A 24400-nucleotide genomic window follows, 5' to 3' on the forward strand; every position below is an offset into this window, starting at 1 on the left:
TAGTTGCATCTCGGCAATTGCTTAGTTGCATCTCGGCAAATGGCTTGCAGTAGCGGGTCTATTTACCCCTTTCTTTTACCCACATAATGGGGCTCTTACAGAGGGTTGGTGATAGCTGATTCTGCCTCGTAGTTTTGACGCTGTGATGGTATATTTACCGAAAATGAGGTTCATTATTGCATCATATCAAATAAATAATGTAGATTTGCCTTTACAAAACACATTATATTTAAATCTCAAATAGCAACTAGAGACTTTTGTGTGAAGTAACTAACATCATTAAGACAACTCTACTATGAGCAAAACAACCAATGTGAGCACCATCAACGATGTGGTGATTCGCTTTGCTGGAGACTCGGGGGATGGGATGCAGCTATCGGGCTCTATCTTCTCGGATGTTGCAGCAATTCTGGGAAATCAGATCTCTACTTTCCCCAATTACCCTGCGGAGATCAGGGCACCCCACGGGAGCTTGGCTGGGGTCTCGAGCTTTCAGGTAAGGATTGGCACCGAGGGGGTCTATACCCCTGGCGACTATTCCGATGTGCTGGTAGCGATGAACCCTTCTGCCCTCAAGGTGAATGTAAAGGCGATTAAAAACAATGCGACGATTATCTACGATAGTAGCGCCTTTGATGCCAGTGGGCTGAAGAAGGGGGAGTACACGTCGGAGGATCCATTCTTGGAGCTTGGGCTAACGAATAATACCATTATCCCCGTGGCAATCACGGAGATGACCCGAGAGAGCCTAAAGGAATTTGATATGGATCTGAAGTCGGTAGATCGATGCCGAAATATGCTAGCACTGGGCGTGGTGCTTTGGCTATATAATAAGGACATCTCTCCGGCAGAGGAACTGCTGAAGAAGAAGTTTGGCAAGAAGCCAACTATCCTACAAGCTAATATCAAGGTGCTGACCGATGGCTACAATTATGGGCACAACACCCATGCTTCGGCCACCACTTATCATATCGAGGGGCGAGATCAACGACCTGGGCACTATACAGAGATTACGGGAAATGAGGCGACTGCCCTCGGTTTGGTGGCGGCTGCTGAAAAGTCGGGCCGACAGCTATTCCTCGGGAGCTACCCCATTACTCCAGCAACAGACATTCTGCACACCTTGGCAAAGTTCAAAGCACTCGGTGTGAAGACGGTGCAGGCGGAGGATGAGATTGCTGGCATCACGACCGCTATCGGGGCTTCGTATGCCGGTGCCCTTGGGGTGACTAGTACCTCGGGACCTGGACTAGCCCTGAAGAGTGAGGCACTAGGGTATGCAGTGATTACGGAGCTACCATTGCTACTGATAGATGTGATGCGAGGTGGCCCTTCTACTGGTTTGCCTACTAAGAGTGAGCAGACTGACTTGATGCAGGCTCTCTATGGACGTAATGGTGAGAGTCCGCTGGTGGTAATGGCAGCGACCACGCCAACCGACTGCTTTGATACCGCCTTTGAAGCGGCTCAGATAGCCCTTGAGCATATGACACCTGTGATCCTCCTCACCGATGCCTACCTAGGTAATGGTGCTTCGGCTTGGCGGATTCCCGATCTGAGCACTTATCCTGAGATCAAGCCTCCATACGTAGAGAGCAACTACCAGGGGGAGAAGCCTTGGAAACCTTATTTCCGTGACCCTGAGAGCTATGTCCGCTATTGGGCGATCCCTGGTGTGGAGGGCTTTACCCACCGCGTAGGAGGTCTGGAGAAGGATAGTGAGACGGGTGTAATTAGCACCGACCCACGCAACCACGCACGTATGGTAGGGTACCGTAAGGAAAAGATTGCACGCATTACCCATCGCCTTCCTCAGCAAGAGATCATAGGTGATGAGGATGCTGAGCTACTAGTGATAGGCTGGGGAAGCACCTATGGGCATATTCTTTCGGCAGTAGAGGAGATTCGGGCTGCTGGACGTAAGATTGCGATGACGCACTTCAAGTACATCAACCCACTACCTAGCAACACTGCTGAGCTGATAAAGCGCTTTGATAAGGTGGTGGTAGTGGAGCAAAACTTGGGTCAGTTTGCTGCTTACCTCAGTGGTCAGATAGGTGGGCTAGACCCCTATAAGTTTAATAAAGTGGAGGGTCAGCCACTCAAGGTACGAGAGATCGCAGACTATCTACTGCATATACTGGATGGTGAAAATGTAAAGCAAGGAGGGCTATAAAGATATGAAACTAAATCAAGTAATAGGGCCACAGCCCTCGGGACTCACATATACGGGAAAGGACTTCCACAGTGGTGGGCAGGTGAAGTGGTGCCCAGGGTGTGGTGACCACGCTGTATTGAATTCGCTACACAAGGCGATGGCAAAAATAGGCATTGCCCCACACAATACAGTGGTGGTAAGTGGTATCGGTTGCTCTTCTCGCCTACCCTACTATATGGGTACTTATGGGATGCATACCATCCACGGACGTGGAGCTGCCGTGGCTACTGGAGTGAAGGTGGCGAATCCCGACCTTTGCGTATGGCTTACCTCGGGGGATGGCGATAGCATGGCGATTGGGGGCAACCACTTTATCCATATGATTCGTCGTAATGTGGATATCAATATGGTGCTCTTTAATAATAAGATTTATGGGCTCACCAAGGGGCAGTATTCGCCTACTAGCGACCGTGGCTTTGTCTCGAAGTCGTCTCCTTTTGGCACAGTGGAGGATCCTTTTATCCCTGGAGAATTGGTCTTTGGGGCAAGAGGGACCTTCTTTGCCCGTACCATTGATGTGGACATGGGTCTTTCAGAGGAGATCATGATAGAGGCGGCTAAGCACCGAGGCACTAGTGTGGTGGAGAGCTTGGTGAACTGTATGATTTTCAATAATGGCACCCATTTAATGTACACCGACCGTACTATTCGTGCCGATGTGACGATTACGCTCCGCCATGGAGAGCCTATGATCTATGGCAAGGAAAAGAATAAGGGGCTAGTGCTGGACGGTCTGCAATTGAAGAGTGTGACGATTGGTGAAAATGGGGTGACGGAGAAGGATATCCTGGTGCACGATGCCACCACAGAGAGCCCCGTACTCCACTCGATGCTAGCGATGATGCACACGACACCTGGAATGCCACTAGCACTCGGTGTGATCCGCAATGTGGAGGCACCCACCTACGACCGTGAGGTGACTCACCAGATCGTTGAGGAGCAGGAGAAGAAGCCCGAGCTAACGCTCCAAAGCTACCTCAATAGCCTTTCGAGCTGGGAGGTGAAGTAAACCTTTTCACAAGTAAAATAGCTCTTTTCATAAAAGGGAGGCGCCAGTAATGGTTACCTCCCTTTTTAGTGCTCTATTTTTCGGGAAGTCTCGTGGAAAATGAGTACATTTGTGTGCAGGAGAAGAGGGGGAAGGAATTCATTTACTAAGCAATCGACAGAGACTATGGCAGATCTACACTTATCGGACAAGGACCTAAAGCAATTGCAGGAGAAGGGCATCTCACAGACTCAACTTGAAGGGCAGCTACGGCGATTTGCCCAAGGATTTCCCTACCTACATTTGGTAAAAGCGGCCTCGGAGGAGGAGGGCATCGTGACACTAGAGGGCGATGTACTAGATGCAGCACTCAAGGAGTGGGAGCGGACGCTATCCTCCCCCACCTCGGTAGTGAGCCGATTTGTGCCAGCTAGTGGTGCTGCCTCGCGAATGTTTAAGGCGCTCTTTGCCTATCTACACACGGAGGAGATGAACGATGATACCCGTGAGGTGCTAGACCACATCACCGACTTTGCCTTTTTTGATAGTCTCAATCGTGCTTGTATGCTGGGTGAGGGTGGCAAGGGCTGTCTGAAGCTGATCCAATCGGGCAAAGAGCATACGGTGATTGAATATCTTTTGACGGAAAAGGGGCTTAACTACGGGCATTTACCTAAGGCGTTGCTTCAATTTCATCGCTACCCCGAGGGAAGCCGCACAGCTATGGAGGAGCAGCTGGGGGAGAGTGCTAAATACGCACGCAATGCCGATGGTACGGTAAAGATACACTTCACCCTAAGCCCTGAGCATATTGAGCCTTTCCAGACGCTCCTCAAGCGAAAAAGGGGTGAAATAGAGGAGCGCTACTCCTCTGTACTGGAGGTGACCTATTCTATTCAGAGAAGCAATACAGATACCATTGCTGTGAATATGGATAACCAGCCGATGAGGACTAAGGAGGGGGCTTTGCTTTTCCGTCCAGGAGGGCATGGGGCTCTGATCCATAACCTTAATGAAATCGATTCGGATATTATTTTTATTAAGAATATCGATAATGTAATTCCTCAGCCTTACTGGTGCGACACGCTGATCTACAAAAAGGCGATCGGAGGCTATCTAGTACAGCTCCGCAATAAGGTCTACAAGTATATGGCACAATTAGGGGAGGATAAAAAGGTGAGTAATAATCTTATCAGCGAGATCAAAACCTTTGTGGAGGAGAACTTCTGCATCGAGACCTCGGCACTTGATGAGCTATCACTGGAGGAGCAGACTAACTTCCTAAGGCGGATTCTCAATCGACCTATCCGCGTTTGTGGCATGGTACGAAATACGGGCGAGCCAGGGGGTGGCCCTTACATTGTGAAGAATGAAAATGGCACTACAGGTCTGCAGATCTTGGAAAGCACTCAGATCAATATGGATGACCCGGTGGATAAGGAGCTATTTGAGACAAGTACTTACTTCAATCCTGTGGATCTAGTGCTTTGTGTGAAGGATTATCGTGGCAATAAGTTTGACCTCCTTTCGTTTGTGGATGAGGAGACTGGATTTATCAGCCACAAGAGCCAAGAAGGGCAGGAGCTAAAGGCTCTTGAGCTTCCAGGCTTATGGAATGGGGCGATGAGCAATTGGCTCACGGCGTTTGTGGCGGTACCTGGAACCACTTTCAACCCAGTGAAGAAGGTGAATGACCTACTCCGCCCAAGCCACCAACTATCATAAGAAAAGATAATAATCAATAGATATTAAACAATATGAAAGAAAATATCAAGGAGCGACTGAAAGCACTGAGAGGTGCGATGAAAAGGGAGCAGATAGATGCATATATTGTACCTAGCTCAGACCACCATCTGAGTGAATATACCCCTACTTGCTGGAAGCATAGGGAGTGGATTACAGGATTTAATGGTTCGGCGGGTACCGCTGTGGTAGCAATGGATGAGGCTGGTCTTTGGACCGACTCACGCTACTTCCTTCAAGCAACTCAGCAATTGGAGGGGACGACCATTGACCTACGGAAGGAGGGCCTTCCTGAGACGCCCTCTATCGCCGACTACCTTCGCACGAAGAAGGGGGTGAAGCGGGTTGGATTCTTTGAGAAGTCGATGAGTACGGCGGAGGCACTTCGCTACAAGAAGGTGCTGGATATCGCTGGTATTGAGATGGTGACGGAGAAGGATCTGATCTCGGAGGTCTACACAGATGCCCCTGAGATTCCACGCAATCCTTTCTTTATCATGCCTACGAAATATGCGGGTCTCACTACGAAGGAGAAGGTGGCTAATGTGCGTGCTGCACTAGAGACAAAGGGGGCCAATGCTATCATCATCAATATGCTTTGCGAGCTGGCTTGGCTATTTAATATCCGAAGTAATGATGTAGCCTTCAACCCTGTGGGCATCGGATATGGTCTACTGACTAAGGATCAAGTGACGCTATATGCTTTCCCCGAAAAGTTGCCAGACGAGGTACGCCAGCATCTTAAGGAGAATGGCGTGAACATCAAACCATACGAAGCAGTTTATGCCGATGTGGCAGCGCTTCCTAAGAAGACGGTGCTCTCTTTTGACCCAGCTCGAAACAACTACGCTTTCTACAGAGCGATCCCTGAGGGCGTAACCGTAATTGAGCAATTGAGCCCTATCACGCTACTTAAGGCGGTGAAGAATGAAACAGAGCACCAAGGATATGTAAATGTGATGAAGCGTGATGGTGCTGCCCTCACCCGCTTCTTCATTTGGCTTGAAAAGACACTAGAGAGTGGCGAAACTCCTACCGAGTATGAGGTAGGTATCCAATTAGCAAAGTTCCGTGCAATGGATGAGCAGTATGTCAATGATAGCTTTGCCCCTATCGCTGGTTATCGTGACCACGGGGCTATTGTCCATTATAGTGCTACTCCCGAGAGCTCGCACAAGTTGCAGCACAATGGAATGTTCCTGCTGGACTCTGGTGGTCAATATTACGACGGCACCACAGATATTACCCGTACCATTTCGTTGGATGGCAAGCCTACAGCAGAAGAAAAGGCCGACTATACGCGTGTACTGAAGGGACATATTCAGTTGGCAACAGCTATCTTCCCTGAGGGGACGCGAGGCTCGCAGTTGGATATCCTTGCACGCAAAGCCCTTTGGGATAATAGTCAGAACTATGGACACGGCACTGGGCACGGTGTGGGCTACTTCCTCAATGTTCACGAGGGACCACAAAACATCCGAATGGACGAGAATCCTACTGTGCTTCAGCCAGGTATGGTTACCTCCAATGAGCCAGGTATCTACATCACAGGTAAGTATGGCATTCGTATTGAGAACCTCATCTATACCAAGCCACATTCTGAGGGAGACTTTGGCAAGTTCTTCTGCTTCGAGACACTCACCCTCTGCTATCTAGATAATAGCTTGGTAGACCTTCCACAGCTTACCGATAAGGAGCTGGAGTGGTACAATAACTATCAAGAACGAGTATACCGAGAGGTATCACCACTTCTTAATAGCGATGAGGCTGCTTGGCTCAAAGCCAAAACAGCACCCTTGAGTAGGTAATTTTTTAGACTAATGGTAGGAGGTACTTCCAGAGTACCTCCTACTTTTTTTTCATTTTTATATGGCAATAATTCAAGAGGTGAGGGGTTTTACACCCAAGATCGCTCACAATGTTTTTCTCGCTACCAATGCTACCGTGGTGGGAGATGTAGAGATAGGCGAAGGGAGCAGTATATGGTTTGGTGCTGTGGTGCGTGGCGATGTCAATAGCATTCTCATAGGCAAAAACGTGAATGTACAGGATGGAGCTGTCATCCACACCCTATATCAAAAGTCGGTCTCAATACTAGAGGATAACGTCTCTGTCGGACACAACGCTATCATTCACGGTGCTAAGATCGAAGAGGGAGCCCTAGTAGGAATGGGAGCTATTGTGATGGATCATGCCGTGGTAGGGAGAGGAGCGATTGTAGCTGGTGGAGCTGTAGTCCTCTCCAATACGGTAATAGAACCTGGTGCACTTTACGCCGGCGTCCCTGCTAAGTTTGTGAAGATGCTAGACCCTGAGCAACAGCAAACCATCAATAAGCGCATCTCCGATAACTACCAAATGTACGCCTCCTGGTACCCTCCACAAGAGTAATCACTACTCTTTATATCGGGTGGCAGCATGAAGGATGCGTCGTGCAATACTACTTCTTAATGAGCGTGGAGCGATCACCTCTACATGATTGGCATAACCAAGGATAGCTCGCTCCAACTCTAAATTAAGGATCAGCTCCATCGCTACTATTACACTGCCATCATCGCGATACTCTATCACTTCTTGGCTTGAGAGAAAGGGCTTAGTAAGTACATAGGGGGCCTGGTTAGCGTCGACCCATAAAGTAACCCTCTCCTTTTTGGATTTGAGGTTACGTGTCACCCCTACCATTGCATCAAAGTAGTCATTTGGCTCGAAAAAGGTATTCTCAACATAGGTGCCACCCATATCCTCCTCTATCTGTTTGAGCCTATCTAACGCCAATACCTGAATATCCTTCAGCCTAGGAGAATAGCCTATTACAAACCAACGGTTATTGTACTCTTTCAGAAGGTATGGGGAAAACTTAAACCTACTTACCCGCTCCGACTTAAAAGATTGGTAATGAATTAATAAGGGCTTCGATCGCACAATAAAATCATAGAGAGAACTGAGAAACTCTAGCCCCTTCAGCCGATCATTAGTATCAATGAAGACTACTTGGCGATGGCTCTCTTGGCTATGAATCCTATCTCGCATCTGAGTGAGGGTATCATCTAATCCTTGGAGCCCTCTGAAGCCCTTATAATGATTGATGATATCTAGTGCCCCACTTAATTGTGCTAAATCATCTTGTGTAAGAGGAAGTTCGGTGATGCTATACTCAGGATCAGAATAGATGTAGTACTTGCGGTCCACCACCTCAATGGGGGCATTGTAACCCAGTTTGTCGCTCCGCATCAATTCAATATCCCTCTGCACAGTACGACTACTGATACCTGATATTCCTTCAAAATCATAGAGTGCTTCTTCGCACGCTTTCCGAAGATCCTCAAGTGTCCACCTCCTATTCCGACGCCTTAGGCAAGCGTCAATAGTGCGAATTCGCATCAGTACATTTCGATTAATCGGCATAGCTAGCTTCTCTTTTTCCACAAATTTAAAGAAAAATGAGCACTACGACAATAGATGTCGCACACCCTACCTACCTTTGCCTTTGAATAGGTTACAACACTAAACGCAGAATGAATATGATACTGAAAGTAGTACAAGGAACCAGGTTGCCCGCAAAGCTGTGGCTAACTGAGGTGGAGGACTCTTGCATGGAGCAGATTATCGCACTTGCCTCTCTGCCCTATGCCTTCAAACATATCGCCATCATGCCCGATGCGCACACCGGCAAAGGAATGCCAATTGGTGGAGTCCTCGCCACAAAGGGGGTAGTCATTCCCAATGCGGTAGGAGTAGATATTGGTTGTGGTATGTGTGCCCTCAAGACCAATCTAATTGCTAGTGACCTAACACGTAAGGAACTCACCTATCTAATGGCTCATATTCGAGAGCAGATACCACTTGGCTTTGCTCATCGCAAGACACCGTTAGATGAATCTTTACTCCCCGACTTGCCACTAGACGAACTACCTTATCTAAAAGACAAAAAGGAGGCGATGCTACGACAGATTGGTACTTTAGGAGGTGGCAATCACTTCATTGAGCTCCAAAAGGATACCGCCTCTGATGAAGTGTGGGTAATGATCCACTCTGGTAGCCGTAACGTTGGCTACAAGGTGGCAGAGCACTATAATGAATTGGCTCGCTTTTGGTGCGAGAAGTGGTATGCCGAGACACTCCCCAATCTCTCTTTTCTCCCTATTGAAAGCCAAATGGCAAAGGATTATATGGCGGAGATGGAATATTGTAAGGAGTTGGCTTTTGCCAATCGTCGTACAATGATGCACTTTGTAATGGATGGGCTGGAGGATATTGTCCCAGAGGTAGAATTCGAACCACTGATTAATATCGCCCACAACTATGCAGCATGGGAAGAGCACTTTGGCGAAAAGGTAATCGTTCACCGCAAAGGAGCCACTAGAGCCTACAAAGATGAAATCGGAATCATACCTGGCTCTATGGGAAGCTTCTCATACATCGTGAAGGGGCTTGGAAATCCAGAGTCCTTTATGAGTTGTTCTCATGGTGCTGGTAGAAAACTAAGCCGCACCGCCGCTCTCAGACAGTTGTCGCTAAAAGAAGAACAAGAACATATGGACCAGTTAGGGATCATCCATGGCCTCAGAAAGAATGGACTTGACGAAGCCCCAAGTGCCTACAAGGATATTGAAGAGGTGATGGCCAATCAAGCTGACCTAGTACAGCCTTTGATACAGTTGGCTCCTATAGCAGTAATAAAGGGTTAGCTATAACTTTGCCAATTCCCTTGGTTATCTGCCGAAAAAAGGGTAACTTGCTGAAGATTTTCAAACCAATAACACAAAAGACTGTAACAACATGAAGAAAACTCTATGCAAGGTGGCTATGGCACTAGCTATCGCCACTCTAGGAGCGGGAGTCTCAGCAGAGGCTTGTACCGACCTAATTGTAGGACCCAAGGCATCTACAGACGGGAGCGTCTTTATTAGCTACGCTGCAGATAGCCACACATTATATGGCGAGCTATACCATTGGCCTGCCGCCACTTGGACCACGGGAAGCATCCTTAAGGTAACTGAGTGGGATTCAGGTATTCCAACAGGTGAGATTGCACAGTATGTAGGGCGCACCTACAACGTGATTGGCAATATGAATGAAAAGCAAGTAGCCATCACAGAGAGTACCTGGGGCGGTTGCGACAAGTGCCAAGGCACAGAGGGTCTGATGGACTATGGAAGCCTTATTTATATCGCACTTCAAAGGTCGGCAACAGCTCGCGAAGCTATTGACGTCATCACAGGTCTAGTAGATCAATATGGCTATAGAAGTAGTGGTGAAAGCTTTACCATTGCCGATAAAAACGAAGTATGGGTAATGGAGATGATCGGTAAGGGCAAAGGCGAGAAGGGTGCCGTTTGGGTAGCTATTCGCATCCCCGACGATGCTATCTCAGCTCACGCCAACCAAGCACGTATCCAGCAGATTCCTTTTAATGACAAGGAGAACTGCCTCTACAGTCCCGACGTTGTAGAGTTTGCTCGCAAAAAGGGCCTCTACAAGGGAAGTGACAAGGACTTTAGCTTCCAAAAAGCCTACAACCCCTACGACTTTGGTGGTCTACGTGGCTGTGAGGCAAGAGTGTGGTCTTTCTTCAATCGCTTTGCCGATGGCATGGATAAATACCTACCTCTAGTTATGGGATACGAGCCAGATGCAGAGCCAATGCCACTTTATGTAAAGCCTAATCGCAAGCTCTCACTTGCCGACGTGCAGAATATGATGCGAGACCACTACGAGGATACCCCAATGGATATGACCAAGGATCGTGGTGCAGGTGCTTATAAAGTTCCCTACCGCTGGAGACCTATGGGCTTTGAGGTAGATGGCCAAGAGTATGTCAATGAACGTGCTATCGCAACACAGCAAACTGGTTTTGTACTAGTGGCTCAGATGCGTAAAGACCTACCCGATTATGTTGGAGGTATCCTATGGTTTGGTGTGGATGACGCAGATATGACCCTCTTCAAGCCTATGTACGCCTCTATGACCCGTGTACCTCATAGTTTTGCACCAGGCAATGGATCTATGACTAAGTTCTCTTGGACCTCAGCCTTTTGGATGCACAACTGGGTAGCCAATATGGCCTATGGCAAGTACAGCTATATGATTAAGGACATCCGCAAGAAGCAGCAAGAGATTGAGGGGCAATGGCAAAGTATTCAGCCAGCCATCGAAGCAAGAGCCATGGAGATTGCTAAGAGCCAAGGCGAAGCAGCTGCAGTAGAGTTCCTTACCAACTACTCCTGCCAGATTGCCGACCAATCGACAGCTGAGTGGAAGCAACTCGGAGAGTACCTACTAGTGAAGTACATTGATGGTAATGTTAAGCTAGAGAAAGATGGTCAATTCGTAGAGGAGCACGGACTCGTAGCTTTCCCAGAGCAACCAGGCTATAGCGAAGACTTCTACCGTCACGTAGCAGAGGGCGACAATGTAGAGCACCTCAAGGTACCAGCAAAGAAGTAACCAACTCACACTTTATCTATACTAGAGTGATGAGCTGAAAAGTCAGTTCATCACTCTATTTTTATATCCACTGAAACCATTGTAACAATCAAGAATCACAGAAGGACCTCGGCAGAGGTCCTTGTTAAATAGGCACAGGTCAAGGCACGTAGTGCCGAAGACCTGTGTATATAAGTATGCACATGTACGTTACGACCACGGTCGAGGGGTCGGACGACCTTATCCTGGTCTGACCCCTCAGCCGGGGTCATGAAGTTGCGGAAATACCCTTGTACACATGTCGTTCGGGGCAAGCCCCTCCGACCTGTGCCTATTTAAGAGGGACCTCTGCCGAGGTTCTTCCAATCCATGAGAAGCCTTGACAGATATAAGCATTTTATCCTTCATACGACAGCCTCATCTAATACGGAATTCCGACGCTCAATAACAGGGAAAAAGTATATGGTATCGGTACAATTCCATAGGGAGTGTCTACTTATTTAGGAATAACCGATTGACCGTGTCTACATAATTAGGAATAGGACACTAGGGCACGCATATATTCCGCATGCGTGCGGAACGCATTCCGCACGGCTACGGAATGGATTCCGCACGCATACGGAATGAAGCTTTGATGCATCGGACTAAATATCGAAACGCATAACCACTTCATCAAAGACGTCATCAGGATTGATACCCATCTCGGCAAAGATCGCTGAGATACGTTCTGCCTCCCAAGGACGCAAAGGCATTTCGCCTTTACGTAGCTGATAGAAGCGTGTTTTTTGCATGCCGAGCTCTTGCATACAGCGTCGGTTAAACGTAGGAAGAAGTTTAGTAGGGACTTTACCTGCCCCCTTCATAAAGCCAACATAATGAGGGATCAATCGATCCTCTACATACACTTGGCAATTCGCCCCCACATCGGGTTTATTAGGGTGGAAGCAAAGGATAGGCATATTACTAGGTGGCACCTCCTGCCCTTTGAGAAAGTGCAAGCAACTCTCCTTCTTGGAGCAATGATTGGCAAAACAAAGTTCAAAACTCTCTGGAAGTGTCTGCGACATAGAATCTATAGGCATAATAAAAGAAATTAGGTAATGATACATTCATCTAATTGTACTACAAACTTACCAAATTGAGGAGACGATATCAAGTTTATGATTTATTAAATAGCCATATTGTGGCGATATGATATCTTTGCCGCTGATTTATTTTCAACAACAGAAAGAAAGATTGAATGAATATGGAAAAGAAGATTTTATGGTCCCTAGTAGCAGCATTGGCTGCGGTGTTGATGGTAAGTTGTGGTAATGGTGATAACCTTCCGAAGGAAGGCTCTGTCAATGACTACGAATACATCTTTACGGTGACAGCAGAAAAAGGTGAGATGCATATATTCTACACCTTTGACACTGATGCCAAGGAAATCTTGTGGAGTGAAGAGCACCGCCCAATAGCGAATAAAGAAAAGACATTCACCAACATCAAAGAGGGTGAGACTAAGACCTACACCTTTAGAATCAAAGAGGCAAAGCGGGTATCGGTCAAAGGAGAGGTCGTTGCACCCAATTCAATGGGGACCAAAGGCTCCTACCAATTTGAGGAACGACTTAATGGCAAAAAGGCTAGAGATAAAAAGGAAGCCATTGAGCTTGAGCACAATGGAGTAACTCAAAGCTTCGAGTTCACCAGTTCCTCCCTCTAATTCTCAATAAGCGACTGTTGCACGAAGGCGATCTGCTGTGTTGCTTTCGGAATTCAGCCTAGGTCACGTACGTGAGTACGCTCCCTTCGGCCTCATCCTCAGCGCCTTGCATCTCATCCTTCGTGCAAAGTCTCAGCACATTTGAAGCAAATGTGCGAGAATGGCACTTCGTGCAAACATTCTCAATAAAAGTAAGCGACCGTGAATGGATACCGACATTGGTACCTTTCCACGGTCGCTCTATACTATGCGTATTCCGACTAATCTGAGACTGTTGCACGAAGGCGATCTGCTACGTTGCTTTCGGAATTCGGCTTCGGTCACGTACGTGAGTACGCTCCCTTCAGCCCGTTAGGGCCTTGGTGCCCTGCGTGCACCTTGCCCTCATCCTCAGGCCTTGCATATCATCCTTCGTTCAAAGTCTCAGCACATTTGCGTATGCGAGAATGGCACTTCGTGCAACATTCTCAATCTAGCAATGCACGGAGAGAGGTAGGGAGATAAAACTGATTGGTTTTATCGACGTAAACCACAGGCATTGGCAGTTCGTGTAGCTCTTTATTGAGATAGAGTTGGTTGGTAAAACTCTTGATCTGAAGCGTCTTACGTCCTTTCTTTACAGTCAGCACCTTATTCTGTGGTTCATCACCACTTATGGTCACCTTGAGCCCACTGAAGACTTCACTATGTGGGGCAAAGTACTCGTGTGTCAGCTCAAGCATGGTAGGCTCTAAGCCAAGTGAGCGACGTAAGTAGTCATGGAGCTCCATATTATTATGGACACCCATGAGCCGCTGCTCCTCAGTTGGCGCATAACTAGCTAGGAATACATCCTCAGCGGTATGCCCATGGGTGGTAAATGCGAGGTACATCCTGTTGCGGTAGATAGATGCGATGAAGTCGGATAGTCCGGCAGTGTAGAGAGCGCCTTCGCCTGAAATATTGAGGGCCTTTAATTGCTGCTTAATGGCTACACGCTCGGCATCGGGAGCGAGCTCCAGCTGACGGAGCAACTTAAGTGCCACCAACTCCTCCTCTGTAGGTGCAAAGGTGGTCACCTCTTCAAAGATCTTTGCCAACTCACTCTCCTCAGCCGACTTGATCATCTCGGCCAAACCGACTGAGCTTTTTTGAATCTTGATGAGTGGACCAAAGAGGGTCTCTTTGGAGGCACCGGCATAATTGGGAAGGTCGCCTCGCCCAAGGCTCAGTCCACTATTACCATGGTCAGCGGTAACAACTACAATGGTATTCCCATCGGCCTTTGCGAAGTCGAGTGCCACTTGTACGGCACGATCAAAGGCGAGGTATTCTGTAGCCATCGCCACTGGGTCATTGGCATGTGCCGCCCAATCTACCTTTGAGCCCTCAACGAGCAAAAAGAAACCGTTAGGATTATTGCGTTCAAGTAAAGAAATTGCCGAGGAGACCATCTCGCTTAGCTTAGGATCTTTACCAGCCACCCCATCCATATCATACGGGATGTCACGATGAGAGAAAAGGCTCCACATACGGTCCTTTTGGTTGGAGGTAAGTGAGGCGTGATCATTGAGATAGACGCCATAATTCTGGCTACGTAGGTAATTCACCTGCTCTTCACTGATCAAGCCTGCCCCACCCCCAATCACTACATCGAGGTGGTTGTGCACCATCTGTGGGATAATCCAATCGTACCGCTTTCGGCTATAGCTATGTGCGGTGGCATCGGCGGGAGTGGCGTGTGGAAATTCGCAAGTCACCACTACCCCAACCTTACGATCTTGTAACACCCGAGTGGCCTCCATCAGTGAGACGAGTGGTCGGTACCCCATGGTGCTATCTACTGGTATGAGGTCCTGAGAAGTGGCATAAGGATAAGTGCCAACCATTCCCTGAATGGAAGGCATACCATTCATATAGGTAGAGGTGGTAGGGGCTGAATCACCAATGGGGGCATCGGAGCAAAAGGTAAGCACGGTACCACTCATGTAGGGGTCAAGGTGCAGCTTGGTAAGTGAATCGGCCTGTAGATTTTGATACCAGCGTGCTAGTGAGATGGTACTGAGCGATGTACCATCGGAAATCATAAAGATGACGTTTTTAACTGGTTTAGTTGGTTGCTCTGCTACCAACAACTGTGGTAATGCGATGAGCAAGGCAGCGAGTATACAAAGTGTTCGTTTCATGGTTACTATCTATTTATCAATTATATACTAAGGTCGTCTTGGCACAACGGAGTCAGCTCCTCGGGTAGAGGGGTGATATTCTCAGCTCCTTCCGTGCCAATGATATAACTATTCTCTAATCCTACCGCGCCCACTTCAGGGAATACAAACTTCGGCTCAAGGGCAATGGTCATACCGCTTCTGAAGGTATCTCGAGAGCGTGCGGTGAGCACCGGCACTTCATTGATCTCAATACCAAAGCCGTGACCAACGAACTTTACTTTATTGGCATGTCCCATAAAGTAATCGGAGAGCCCCTCCTCTTCGGCACGAGTAGCACAATGATTAAAGACTTCGGCAACTGGTGCCCCCTCCTTGGCATAGGTCTGAAACCACTTATGAAGCTCCATAGAGAGCTGGTGGGCTTTATGCACCTCCTCTGGCAGCGTCCCAAGATAATAGGTGCGGGTAATATCGGTTTGGTAAACCCCATAATTGCCCGACATATCTACCATCACTGTGGTATTGGGGGCTATCTCCTGATTGGAAGCGCCCATAGGCATGGCAAAGGTGCCTTTTCCTCCCATCGTGAAGTCGTAAGGGGCGGGGTTATCGGCATTGCGGCCAGATATCACATTGCCCATAAATATCTCTGACCTGGCGCCAAAGGAGCGGAAGAGGCCTATGGAACCACGGCGACGCATCTGATACTCTAGCTGATGCTGGAGGTCGAGCTCTGACATTCCACTCTGGTAAAGCTCTGGTACCAGCCGATAGATCTCCATATGCACCTCGGCAAGGTGGCGTATGGCGGTGAGCTCTTGCTCCGTCTTGATACTCCTTACGCTTCGCATAAGTGATGAGGCATCAACGCCACTCACACCTTCGGGAGAGAGTTTGGAGAGTCTCTGATAGTCGGTCACGGGGAGGTAGCCAAGCTCTAGGGCTGTGGTGGAAGATATAGCAAGCCCCCTACCCTTAAGTAGATCGGGAATCAACTCGGGCTTGCGCACATTAAAGATAAGCTCCTCGGGATAGCCTTCTAGCACGTAGGTGGGGCGCTCCAAAAAGAGTAGCGGTAGGGCCTCATCTTTATGAATAAAGATATACCCTTGTGCCACGCTCCCAGTGAGGTATAGGAAGTTGGGGACACTACAGAGTAGCAAGCTATCAATGGACGCTGCCTGAAGGGCTGCTTTTATGTTGTCTGTTTTGAGAATGATTTCGTCAATTGTTGTATTCATACGTTCGGGGGAAATGGATTAAATAGCAGGTAAACTCATTCCTGTAAACTTGCGATAAAGGTCGAGTGCATAGACATCGGTCATTCCACTTATATAGTCTAGGGCACTCTGTATCTTGCCGTACATGGTGACGCGGTGCATATCGTATTGCTCGGGAATACGCTTAAACCATAAAAGGCTATAAGCATTATCGGGCTTGGTCTGTGCCTCAATCAAGGTATCTAATAGGTACTCAAAGATGCGGAAGCCGGCGAACTCGATATCTAGCACCTCCTTGGTAAAGTAGATCTTATCAAAAGCTATTTCACGGGCATGCTCGAAGGCGGTACGCTCGCGCTCTGGCAGTGCCTGAATGAGCGACCCTTCGAAGGTGCCTTTGAGGATCTGCTCTTCGTGATCCAAGAAGGCAGCGGTAGTGGTAGCAACCAAGCGACCAATAGCCACCGAACGAAGGTAGGCAACTTGCTCATTGTGGTCGGTAACCTTGGAGAGGATCTCATCCACATACTTATGCTGCGCAGTGGGGATGAAGGCTTGCATCAACTCCATGCACTCTTCCCTGCTGATCAGCTTTAGTTTGTAGGCATCTTCGAGGTCCATAATCTGGTAGCAGATATCATCGGCTGACTCTACAAGATAGACAAGGGGATGACGTGCATAGACTGGTGGCTCGCCTTTCTTGGACTTCAAGATGAGACCTAAGTGGTCGGCAATCTTTTGATAGCTAGCTTGTTCGGTCTCAAAAAAGCCGAACTTTCCTTGGGAGCTGAGCGATGTATAAGGGTACTTGACCACGGAAGCAATGGTACTATATGTGAGTACGAAGCCCCCTTTTCGACGCCCTTTGAATCCATGTGTGAGTAGCCGCAGAGCATTGGCATTGCCTTCAAAGTGGGCAAAGTCTTCCCAACGACCACCCTCATCTAGTACTTGTTGCTTCCATCGAGTCCCTTTGCCTTCGGTAAAGTAGGCACTGATAGCCCGCTCTCCAGCGTGCCCAAAGGGAGGGTTACCCATATCATGAGCCAAACAAGCAGCCGATACAATGGCGCCAAAGTCGGCATGATCGGGGAGTAAATCGGGGTATCTTCGGCATACCTCTCGCCCTATCTGTGTGCCGAGAGAACGCCCAATACAGGAAACCTCTAGGCTATGAGTCAATCGGTTATGAACGAACACCTTCCCTGGTAGGGGGAATACCTGAGTCTTATTTTGCAACCGTCTAAAGGGTGGAGAGAAGATAAGTCGGTCGTAGTCTCTTTGGAAATCGGTTCGATTTTCCTGCTTTTGGCTGTGTGACTCAAGTCCAAATCGCCTATCGCTTATCAGCCTCTCCCATTGCATCATTTCGCTACTCATTGCTCAAGAATTATGGAGCTTATTGATTAACTCTGCCATACCTTTGCCTGCTCCCATCTTGATATGAACGAACTGGCTTGATCCGGGCACATCTTTAGGGTCAATGAGGTAGATAGGCGTGCCTCTTGGTACAAACTGTACTAGCCCAGCTGCTGGGTAGACGTTGAGGCTTGTGCCAATGATTACGAAGATATCGGCGGTCTCAACCTCACGAACGGCATCCTCCATACGAGGGACAGGCTCGCCAAAATAGACAATGAATGGACGGAGACGATGCCCTTGGGCATCTCTATCCTCGGTAGTCATCCTTAGCCTTCCTTCTGGTAAGGGAAGCGGAGTGGAGAGGTCATTCTCACTACAGCACTTCATCAGCTCTCCATGAAGGTGAATGATGTGGCTACTCCCAGCTCGCTCGTGGAGGTCGTCGATGTTTTGGGTAATGACGGTAACGTCATACTCTTTCTCCAGCTCGGCAAGTAGCTTATGTCCTTGATTAGGCTGAGCATTCACACACTGCTCACGACGGTCGTTGGCAAAGTCAATCACCAGCTTAGGATTTCTCCGATATCCTTCGGCCGAAGCCACCTCCTCCACTGAGTAGTGCTCCCAAAGTCCATCACTATCTCTAAACGTGGCGATGCCACTCTCCGCACTTATTCCAGCTCCTGTAAGAGCTACTAACTTCTTCTTTTTCATCTTCACCTTAAATTTACCAATCATGTGGTGTGTGACCCATCTGTATTTCAAGGTTACCTCCCTTAGCAATCTGCTCAAAGGTAATATACCGCTCATTCAGGGGCTCGCCATTAAGTCGAATGCTTTGGATATAGATATTTTCACTGCTATTATCCAGCACTTTGATCTTAAAGAGGCCATCACGCACCTGAAGCTCTGCACTATCTACCATAGGAGTTCCGAAGTAATAACGTCCACCGCAAGGCTCCATCTGATAAAAGCCCAGTGCCGACAAAATGTACCACGCACTCATCTGCCCAGCATCTTCGTTACCCGACAGACCATCGTAATCGGCATGATACAGCTCGGTCATCACCTGCCTGAGCAAAGGAGCGGCCTTGCTCTGCTTCCCTAGCATACTATACATATAAAGTATGTGATGGCTTGGCTCATTGCCGTGGGCAAACTGGCCGATCAGACCTGAAATATCTGGAGATACGTCATCGCCCTCAATGACTGAGGGGAGGATAAAGAGACTATCCAACTTGGAGAGGAACTGCTCTTCGCCACCAAAGCACTCTACCAAGCCCTTCACATCGTGAGGAACGAGGAAGGTGTATTGCCATGCATTTCCCTCACAATAGTCATCATTGCGGTGGGTAGAGGCCAGTGGATTAAAGTCGGGGTTAAAGTTACCCTTTTGATCCACGCCACGCATAAAGCGTGTCACTGGATCGTAGTGGTAGTGGTAGCTCTTGCTACGCTTGAGGAAATAGGTATAATCCTCCTCGTGCCCCAGTGCTTGCGCCACCATAGCAACGGACCAATCGGCTAGTGCATACTCGAGGTCATAAGCTACACTCTCTAGCATACTATCGTAAGGGATATAGCCGTACTGGATACGATACTCCTGTCCTCGCTTGGGTACCATAGCCGATGCCTTAAGTGCTTCATAAGCCTTCTCCTTATCAGTGACGTATCCTTTGAGGATAGCATCTGCCAGTACTGGGATGCCAGGCGCACCAACCATGGTATAGGTCTCATTACCCACTAGATGCCAGATAGGTAGCTCACCTTGCTCCTCATAGATCGCCATCATGGTTGCTACCATGTCGGGCATCATTTCGGGGTGAATCAGCGTCATCAATGGGTGTGCTGCCCGATAGGTATCCCATAGTGAGAAGATCGTATAGTTAGTGAAGTCGGCCTTTTCGTGCACCTTTTGGTCAGCGCCATAGTAGCTACCATCGACATCAGAAAAGAGGCTAGGTGCTATCATGGTATGATATAGACCGGTATAGAATATCTTCATCACATCAGGTAGGTGACTCTCTATTTTCACCTTGCTGAGCTCTTGATTCCATAGCTGCTTAGCCTCAGCACGAACCTCATCAAACTGCCATCCTTTTTGCTCGGCTTCCATATTCTTCCACGCTTCCTCTATAGAAGTAGGGGAAAGGGCGACCTTCATCATTACCTCTCTATCAAGCTTGGAGTCTAGGTCAATTCGACCATAGACCACCTTACCACGACCATCCTTCTCACGTGGCTGACCATCGGTTATCACAGTCAGATCCTCGATAGGTTGAGATAGCTCTACTGCGAAGTAAACCTTCTGATCCTTTGCCCAACCAGTAGAGTAACGATACCCCTCTAGTTGTGTATCATTAATTATAGTGATGTATCCCTCTGTAGCTTTGTCCCAGTTGCCTCCATTCTCCAAATCAAAGATAATGGCACGCTTCTCTGACCCCTCTGGGAAGGTGTACTTGTGGTAGCCAATACGACTTGTAGTGGTCAGCTCTACATCAATGCCATAACGCTCCAAATGGGTAGAGTAATAGCCTGGCTCCACATGCTCTACCGAGCGACGGCTATAGCTCCAAAGCCCGCTCTGTGGGTCATCGTGATTACCACGTGCATAAGTCACCTCGCCAGTGACGGGCATCACGGTGATATCTAGCAAGTCACCAATTCCAGTACCACTGAGATGAGTGTGTGAAAAACCGATCACCGTAGAGTCGCTTACGTGATAACCGCTACACCAATCCCAGCCAGTAGTGACACTAGTGGGACCCAATTGAACCATTCCCCAAGGGACAGAAGCTCCAAGGAACACATGTCCATGACCTCCAGTACCGATCCATGGGTCTACATAATCTGTAGGGATCAATTCTGCCACTACCTGTTGCTTACTCTCCTTGCAACCAACCATCAAAAGTGTAGCTAGCAAACCTAGCATACACATCAGCTTTTTACTCATCTCTATTATCCTCAATTATTCTCTACTTAATTCCCGTATGTCCAAACCCTCCTGCCCCACGCTCAGTCTCTTCTAGTGCTTCAGTCACATGCCATGTCACATGGGCATGCTTCGCCACTACCATCTGACAGATCCGTTCGCCTGGTTCAATCGTATACTTGGTATCCGAAAGGTTGGCAACGATTGCCTTTATCTCACCCCTATAGTCGGCATCTATGGTGCCTGGTGCATTGAGCAGTGTGAGACCGTGCTTTAATGCCAATCCACTTCGTGGCCTAATCTGTGCCTCATACCCCTCTGGCAATGCAATATAAAGACCCGTAGGCACCGCCACTCTCTGCAGTGGCTCTAGCTCTATTGGCGACTCTATATTTGCCCGAATATCAAGACCCGCCGATAATGGTGTGGCATACTCAGGAAGTGGGTAAGGACTTTGATTGATTATTTTAATCTCTACTTGATTATTCATATATTCTATCTATAGTGGTAAACCATTGTACTTGATTGCTTTCTTAGCTTTTTGTAGCAATTTTATCTTATCCTCCAAAGCAATGTCAATAGATATTGGCAATATCCATATTCTATTCCTTACCTCCTTTGGAATCCATTGCTGGCAGGTGAGCAGGCGCATTCCATCCTTCTCCGTTGTGAGAACAAAGAGATCCTGGTCACTTTGGAGGTCATCCACTAGCACCTCTACCTCCTCTTTAGTAAAACGATGATGGTCGGGGTACTCTATGTAATCAACCACCTTAGGGAAAGTGCTTTTGCATGTCTGCTGAAAAGCAGCCGGACGTGCAATGCCACTCACCACCAAGATTGGGCTATCTTGTGTTAGCCTATGCCTTGAAGTAGTATCTGCCTCAGTAAAGAGTGGTCTTGGTTGCTCATATCTTACACTGGTACAGAAGACATCTTGATAGGCCATAGTCCCGAGATTGTCCATTTTTAAGCGCATCTCAGTTACATTGACCTGCCGAGGAGTTCCAGTAAGGATAATTGCCTCAGCTCTAGCTGCCTCCTTTCTACTCTCACGTAGTCGCCCATACGGCATCAAATAATCGTCATAGTAAGGTTTGCAGTAAGGAGTCAGTAGTATAGAAAAAGATGGGGTCACTTTGCGGTGCTGGAAACCATCGTCCATGAGCACCACGTCGGGACGCTCCTCCTCTGGCATCGCCTCCATCGTCTCGAGAGCGCGCCGACGGTCTCCATCAATATAGACCATCACCTCTGGATGTTTTTGCTTGATTTGGAAAGGTTCGTCACCTATTCTATCTGCGTTATCCTCCAGAGATGCGATGATAGGCCTACGCGTGCGACGACCATAACCACGAGAGAGGACAGCGACCTTATATTCTCGCTTCAAAAGAGATATAAGCAACTCAATATGAGGGGTTTTACCACTTCCTCCTACGGATAGATTACCGACACAAATAGTGGGTATTTCCGACTTCCAAGAGGAGACTAGGCGGTGATCATAAGCAAAATTGCGGATACCTACAGCCATCGAATAAAGGGCTGTGGGTATCCACAATAAAATATTTTTACGCTCTGGTCTCCCCATGCTTAAGTCATCTCTATTTTACATCATGCCTAGAGTCGTCTGAGTAGTCTCACATGCGGTAGCCCCTACTCTAGTAAGATCATAGGGAGGTAATGCCTTTACCCCGCTCATCTGCTTAATGTACTGCTCGGTACGCCTATAGAGTTTCTCCTCATTGGTGAGGGTGAAATACTCATAGAGGGTCTGTACACTGGCACCAACATTGACTCCAAATATTTTTTGTAGCCAATCGACCTCCTCCTTACTCTCCACAACGGTATAGCTATCTAGTTCGGCCAATCTGGCTGCCTCTTGAATAGCCACATCAAGACCACCCAACTGATCTACTAGCCCAAGCTCAATGGCTTTAGCACCGAGCCATACACGCCCTTGACCAATAGAGTCGACAGTCTCTTTTGATAAGTCACGACCTGTTGCCACGCGCGTAATAAACTGATCGTAGCCACGCTCGATCATCTCCTGAAGTTTACCAGCTACACGAGGGCTTAGTGGCTTAGTAACAGAGAGACTACCAGCAGTAGAAGTGCTTACTTGCTCCTCTTTTAGCCCCAACTTCTTCATAGAGCCTTCAGCATTAGGAATGATACCAAAGATACCGATAGAGCCCGTGAGCGTATAAGGGTTAGCAACAATAGCACTAGCATGTGACGAGATATAATAGCCACCCGATGCAGCGTAGTCACCCATAGAGACTACCACAGGCTTCTCTTGCTTCAACTGTGCCAGTTCATGGCAAATCAATTCAGAGGTCGTTACTGCACCGCCACCCGAATTAACTCTCAAGACTACCGCTTTCACGTCATCGTCTTCAGCAGCTTCACGAAGTTGCTTCACCACACGCTCCGTAATCACACGTTCTGAAGACCATAGGTCATCAGAATCCTCACCAGTACCTATCACGATATTACCCTCGGCGTAGATAACAGCAACCTCATCACTACCACTACCTGAATCATAAAGTGGGAGAAGGTCCTCCACATGGAGGTAATCCATCTCATATTCACTATCTCCAAATAACCTCTCGGCAAGTGTCTGATCTAGATCTACACGATACACAAGAGTGTCAATCAAACCTAGTTGCTCGGCAATGTCCAACTTATCCATAAATTGAACATTATCGGCAAACTGCTGGAATACACTAGCATCTACCCCTCTACTCACTGCCATCTCAGTGGTAGTTCCTTGCCATAGACCCTGAAGATACTCCTCAATTTGCAAGCGATTAGCTGGGCTTAGACCGTCAAGGATATAGGGTTCCACAGCCCCCTTAAAGGTACCTACCTTAAAGACCTGCATCTCCACACCGAGCTTCTGAAGTAGCCCTTTGGTAAACACTGTGGAGCTAGTAAGTCCAATAATATTTAGGCTTCCCTCAGGGCCACCAATCACTTGGTCGGCAACGCTACTCACGTAATAATTAAGGAAACTATAATTATCCGAATAGGCAATCACCTCTTTTCCCGACTCTTGAAAACGCTTCAAAGCATCTCGCAACTCCTTGGCAGTTGCGAAGTTGAGACCTGTATTCTCTAACTTCAAAACCACTGCTTCGATATCCGAATTTTCACGAGCCACCTCAAGAGCCTTTAGGATCTCAGGTAGAGTGTAGTTTTTACGTACCTCTTTACTCAAGAAGTCAAAAGGATTCTCCACGGAAGTATCGGTCACAACACCATTCATATCCAGGAGTAGTACACTCTCCGCCTTTACCTTCTTTGTCTCTTTTTCTCCATTAAAGGCACCCATTACTCCACCAACTGCAGCACCCAACATTGAGAAAAAGATAATAAATACTATTACACTTGCTAGAATGACTCCAAGACAAGAGCCAAAAACTACTTTAAGAAAACTTTTCATCCTTCAATAATCTATAATTACGCTATCCGTGCTATTATTCAAGTAAAAACATTGAGCCAAATACCCTCTTAATCGCATAAGGTATTGACCTAACCTCCGACATTGCAAGATACCAATTTATCACCACATACACTAATGAGAATTCCCACTAATTTCACATTGAGAGAGAATGTTGCACGAAGTGCCATTCTCAGACATTTGCAGAGGA

18 protein-coding genes are annotated in these 24400 nt (G+C 47.8%); 8 read left to right on the forward strand and 10 right to left on the reverse strand.

Annotation, left to right across the window (positions count from 1 at the left end; translation table 11 throughout):
- Positions 1 to 295 precede the first annotated feature (295 nt).
- From HMPREF3027_RS07750 to HMPREF3027_RS07770, 5 genes are all read left to right on the forward strand, one after another.
- The gene (locus HMPREF3027_RS07750; protein ID WP_070707907.1) at positions 296 to 2176 is read left to right on the forward strand and encodes a 2-oxoacid:acceptor oxidoreductase subunit alpha; all 1881 of its coding nucleotides are present in this window, start codon (positions 296 to 298) and stop codon (positions 2174 to 2176) included.
- Between the two features lie 4 nt (positions 2177 to 2180).
- Entirely contained in the window at positions 2181 to 3227 is a 1047-nt protein-coding gene (locus HMPREF3027_RS07755; protein WP_070707908.1) for a 2-oxoacid:ferredoxin oxidoreductase subunit beta, read from the forward strand.
- 165 nt (positions 3228 to 3392) lie between these two features.
- Positions 3393 to 4931, forward strand: coding sequence for a DUF4301 family protein (locus tag HMPREF3027_RS07760; RefSeq protein ID WP_070707909.1), 1539 nt, complete (start codon positions 3393 to 3395; stop codon positions 4929 to 4931).
- A 32-nt stretch (positions 4932 to 4963) separates the two neighbouring features.
- Positions 4964 to 6757: an aminopeptidase P family protein gene (locus tag HMPREF3027_RS07765; protein WP_070707910.1), complete on the forward strand. Its 1794-nt coding sequence runs from the start codon at positions 4964 to 4966 to the stop codon at positions 6755 to 6757.
- Between the two features lie 61 nt (positions 6758 to 6818).
- On the forward strand, positions 6819 to 7340 hold the full coding sequence (locus HMPREF3027_RS07770; RefSeq protein ID WP_070707911.1) for a gamma carbonic anhydrase family protein: 522 nt from the start codon (positions 6819 to 6821) through the stop codon (positions 7338 to 7340).
- A gap of 3 nt (positions 7341 to 7343) precedes the next feature.
- Here HMPREF3027_RS07770 and HMPREF3027_RS07775 read toward each other — a convergent pair whose 3' ends face one another.
- The gene (locus tag HMPREF3027_RS07775) at positions 7344 to 8375 is read right to left on the reverse strand and encodes a helix-turn-helix transcriptional regulator (RefSeq protein WP_083317559.1); all 1032 of its coding nucleotides are present in this window, start codon (positions 8373 to 8375) and stop codon (positions 7344 to 7346) included.
- Positions 8376 to 8473: 98 nt separating this feature from the next.
- On the opposite strand from HMPREF3027_RS07775, the gene HMPREF3027_RS07780 reads away from it, so the two are divergent.
- Both HMPREF3027_RS07780 and HMPREF3027_RS07785 read left to right on the forward strand, forming a co-directional pair.
- Positions 8474 to 9637 carry an RtcB family protein gene (locus HMPREF3027_RS07780; protein WP_083317562.1) on the forward strand — a complete coding sequence of 388 codons (1164 nt, stop codon included), beginning with the start codon at positions 8474 to 8476 and terminating at the stop codon, positions 9635 to 9637.
- A gap of 91 nt (positions 9638 to 9728) precedes the next feature.
- Positions 9729 to 11396, forward strand: a complete 1668-nt coding sequence (locus HMPREF3027_RS07785; protein WP_018027570.1) for a dipeptidase — start codon at positions 9729 to 9731, stop codon at positions 11394 to 11396.
- Between the two features lie 623 nt (positions 11397 to 12019).
- Here HMPREF3027_RS07785 and HMPREF3027_RS07790 read toward each other — a convergent pair.
- On the reverse strand, positions 12020 to 12442 hold the full coding sequence (locus tag HMPREF3027_RS07790; protein ID WP_070707913.1) for a DUF6078 family protein: 423 nt from the start codon (positions 12440 to 12442) through the stop codon (positions 12020 to 12022).
- 179 nt (positions 12443 to 12621) lie between these two features.
- Between HMPREF3027_RS07790 and HMPREF3027_RS07795 the strand changes: the two genes are divergently transcribed.
- Entirely contained in the window at positions 12622 to 13083 is a 462-nt protein-coding gene (locus HMPREF3027_RS07795; protein WP_021902528.1) for a hypothetical protein, read from the forward strand.
- A gap of 467 nt (positions 13084 to 13550) precedes the next feature.
- Here the strand turns inward: HMPREF3027_RS07795 and HMPREF3027_RS07800 are convergent, their stop codons facing one another.
- From HMPREF3027_RS07800 to sppA, 8 genes are read right to left on the reverse strand one after another with little or no spacing between them, the layout of a single operon-like run.
- Positions 13551 to 15248, reverse strand: a complete 1698-nt coding sequence (locus tag HMPREF3027_RS07800; protein ID WP_070707915.1) for an alkaline phosphatase — start codon at positions 15246 to 15248, stop codon at positions 13551 to 13553.
- 20 nt (positions 15249 to 15268) lie between these two features.
- Entirely contained in the window at positions 15269 to 16471 is a 1203-nt protein-coding gene (locus HMPREF3027_RS07805) for a M24 family metallopeptidase (protein ID WP_070707916.1), read from the reverse strand.
- 18 nt (positions 16472 to 16489) lie between these two features.
- A complete protein-coding gene (gene dgt, locus HMPREF3027_RS07810; protein ID WP_026161610.1) occupies positions 16490 to 17815 on the reverse strand; it encodes a dGTP triphosphohydrolase in 1326 nt (441 codons plus the stop codon).
- 18 nt (positions 17816 to 17833) lie between these two features.
- On the reverse strand, positions 17834 to 18526 hold the full coding sequence (locus HMPREF3027_RS07815) for an SIR2 family NAD-dependent protein deacylase (protein ID WP_070707933.1): 693 nt from the start codon (positions 18524 to 18526) through the stop codon (positions 17834 to 17836).
- Between the two features lie 13 nt (positions 18527 to 18539).
- On the reverse strand, positions 18540 to 20768 hold the full coding sequence (locus HMPREF3027_RS07820) for a GH92 family glycosyl hydrolase (RefSeq protein ID WP_083317561.1): 2229 nt from the start codon (positions 20766 to 20768) through the stop codon (positions 18540 to 18542).
- A gap of 22 nt (positions 20769 to 20790) precedes the next feature.
- Positions 20791 to 21237: a dUTP diphosphatase gene (gene dut, locus HMPREF3027_RS07825; RefSeq protein WP_021902803.1), complete on the reverse strand. Its 447-nt coding sequence runs from the start codon at positions 21235 to 21237 to the stop codon at positions 20791 to 20793.
- 9 nt (positions 21238 to 21246) lie between these two features.
- A complete protein-coding gene (gene lpxK / locus HMPREF3027_RS07830) occupies positions 21247 to 22335 on the reverse strand; it encodes a tetraacyldisaccharide 4'-kinase (protein WP_070707918.1) in 1089 nt (362 codons plus the stop codon).
- An 18-nt stretch (positions 22336 to 22353) separates the two neighbouring features.
- Complete coding sequence (gene sppA / locus HMPREF3027_RS07835; protein WP_070707919.1) at positions 22354 to 24192, reverse strand: signal peptide peptidase SppA; 1839 nt, start codon at positions 24190 to 24192, stop codon at positions 22354 to 22356.
- Positions 24193 to 24400: the final 208 nt, after the last annotated feature.

It is taken from the genome of Porphyromonas sp. HMSC077F02 (assembly GCF_001815465.1).
Classification (GTDB): Bacteria; Bacteroidota; Bacteroidia; order Bacteroidales; family Porphyromonadaceae; genus Porphyromonas_A; species Porphyromonas_A somerae.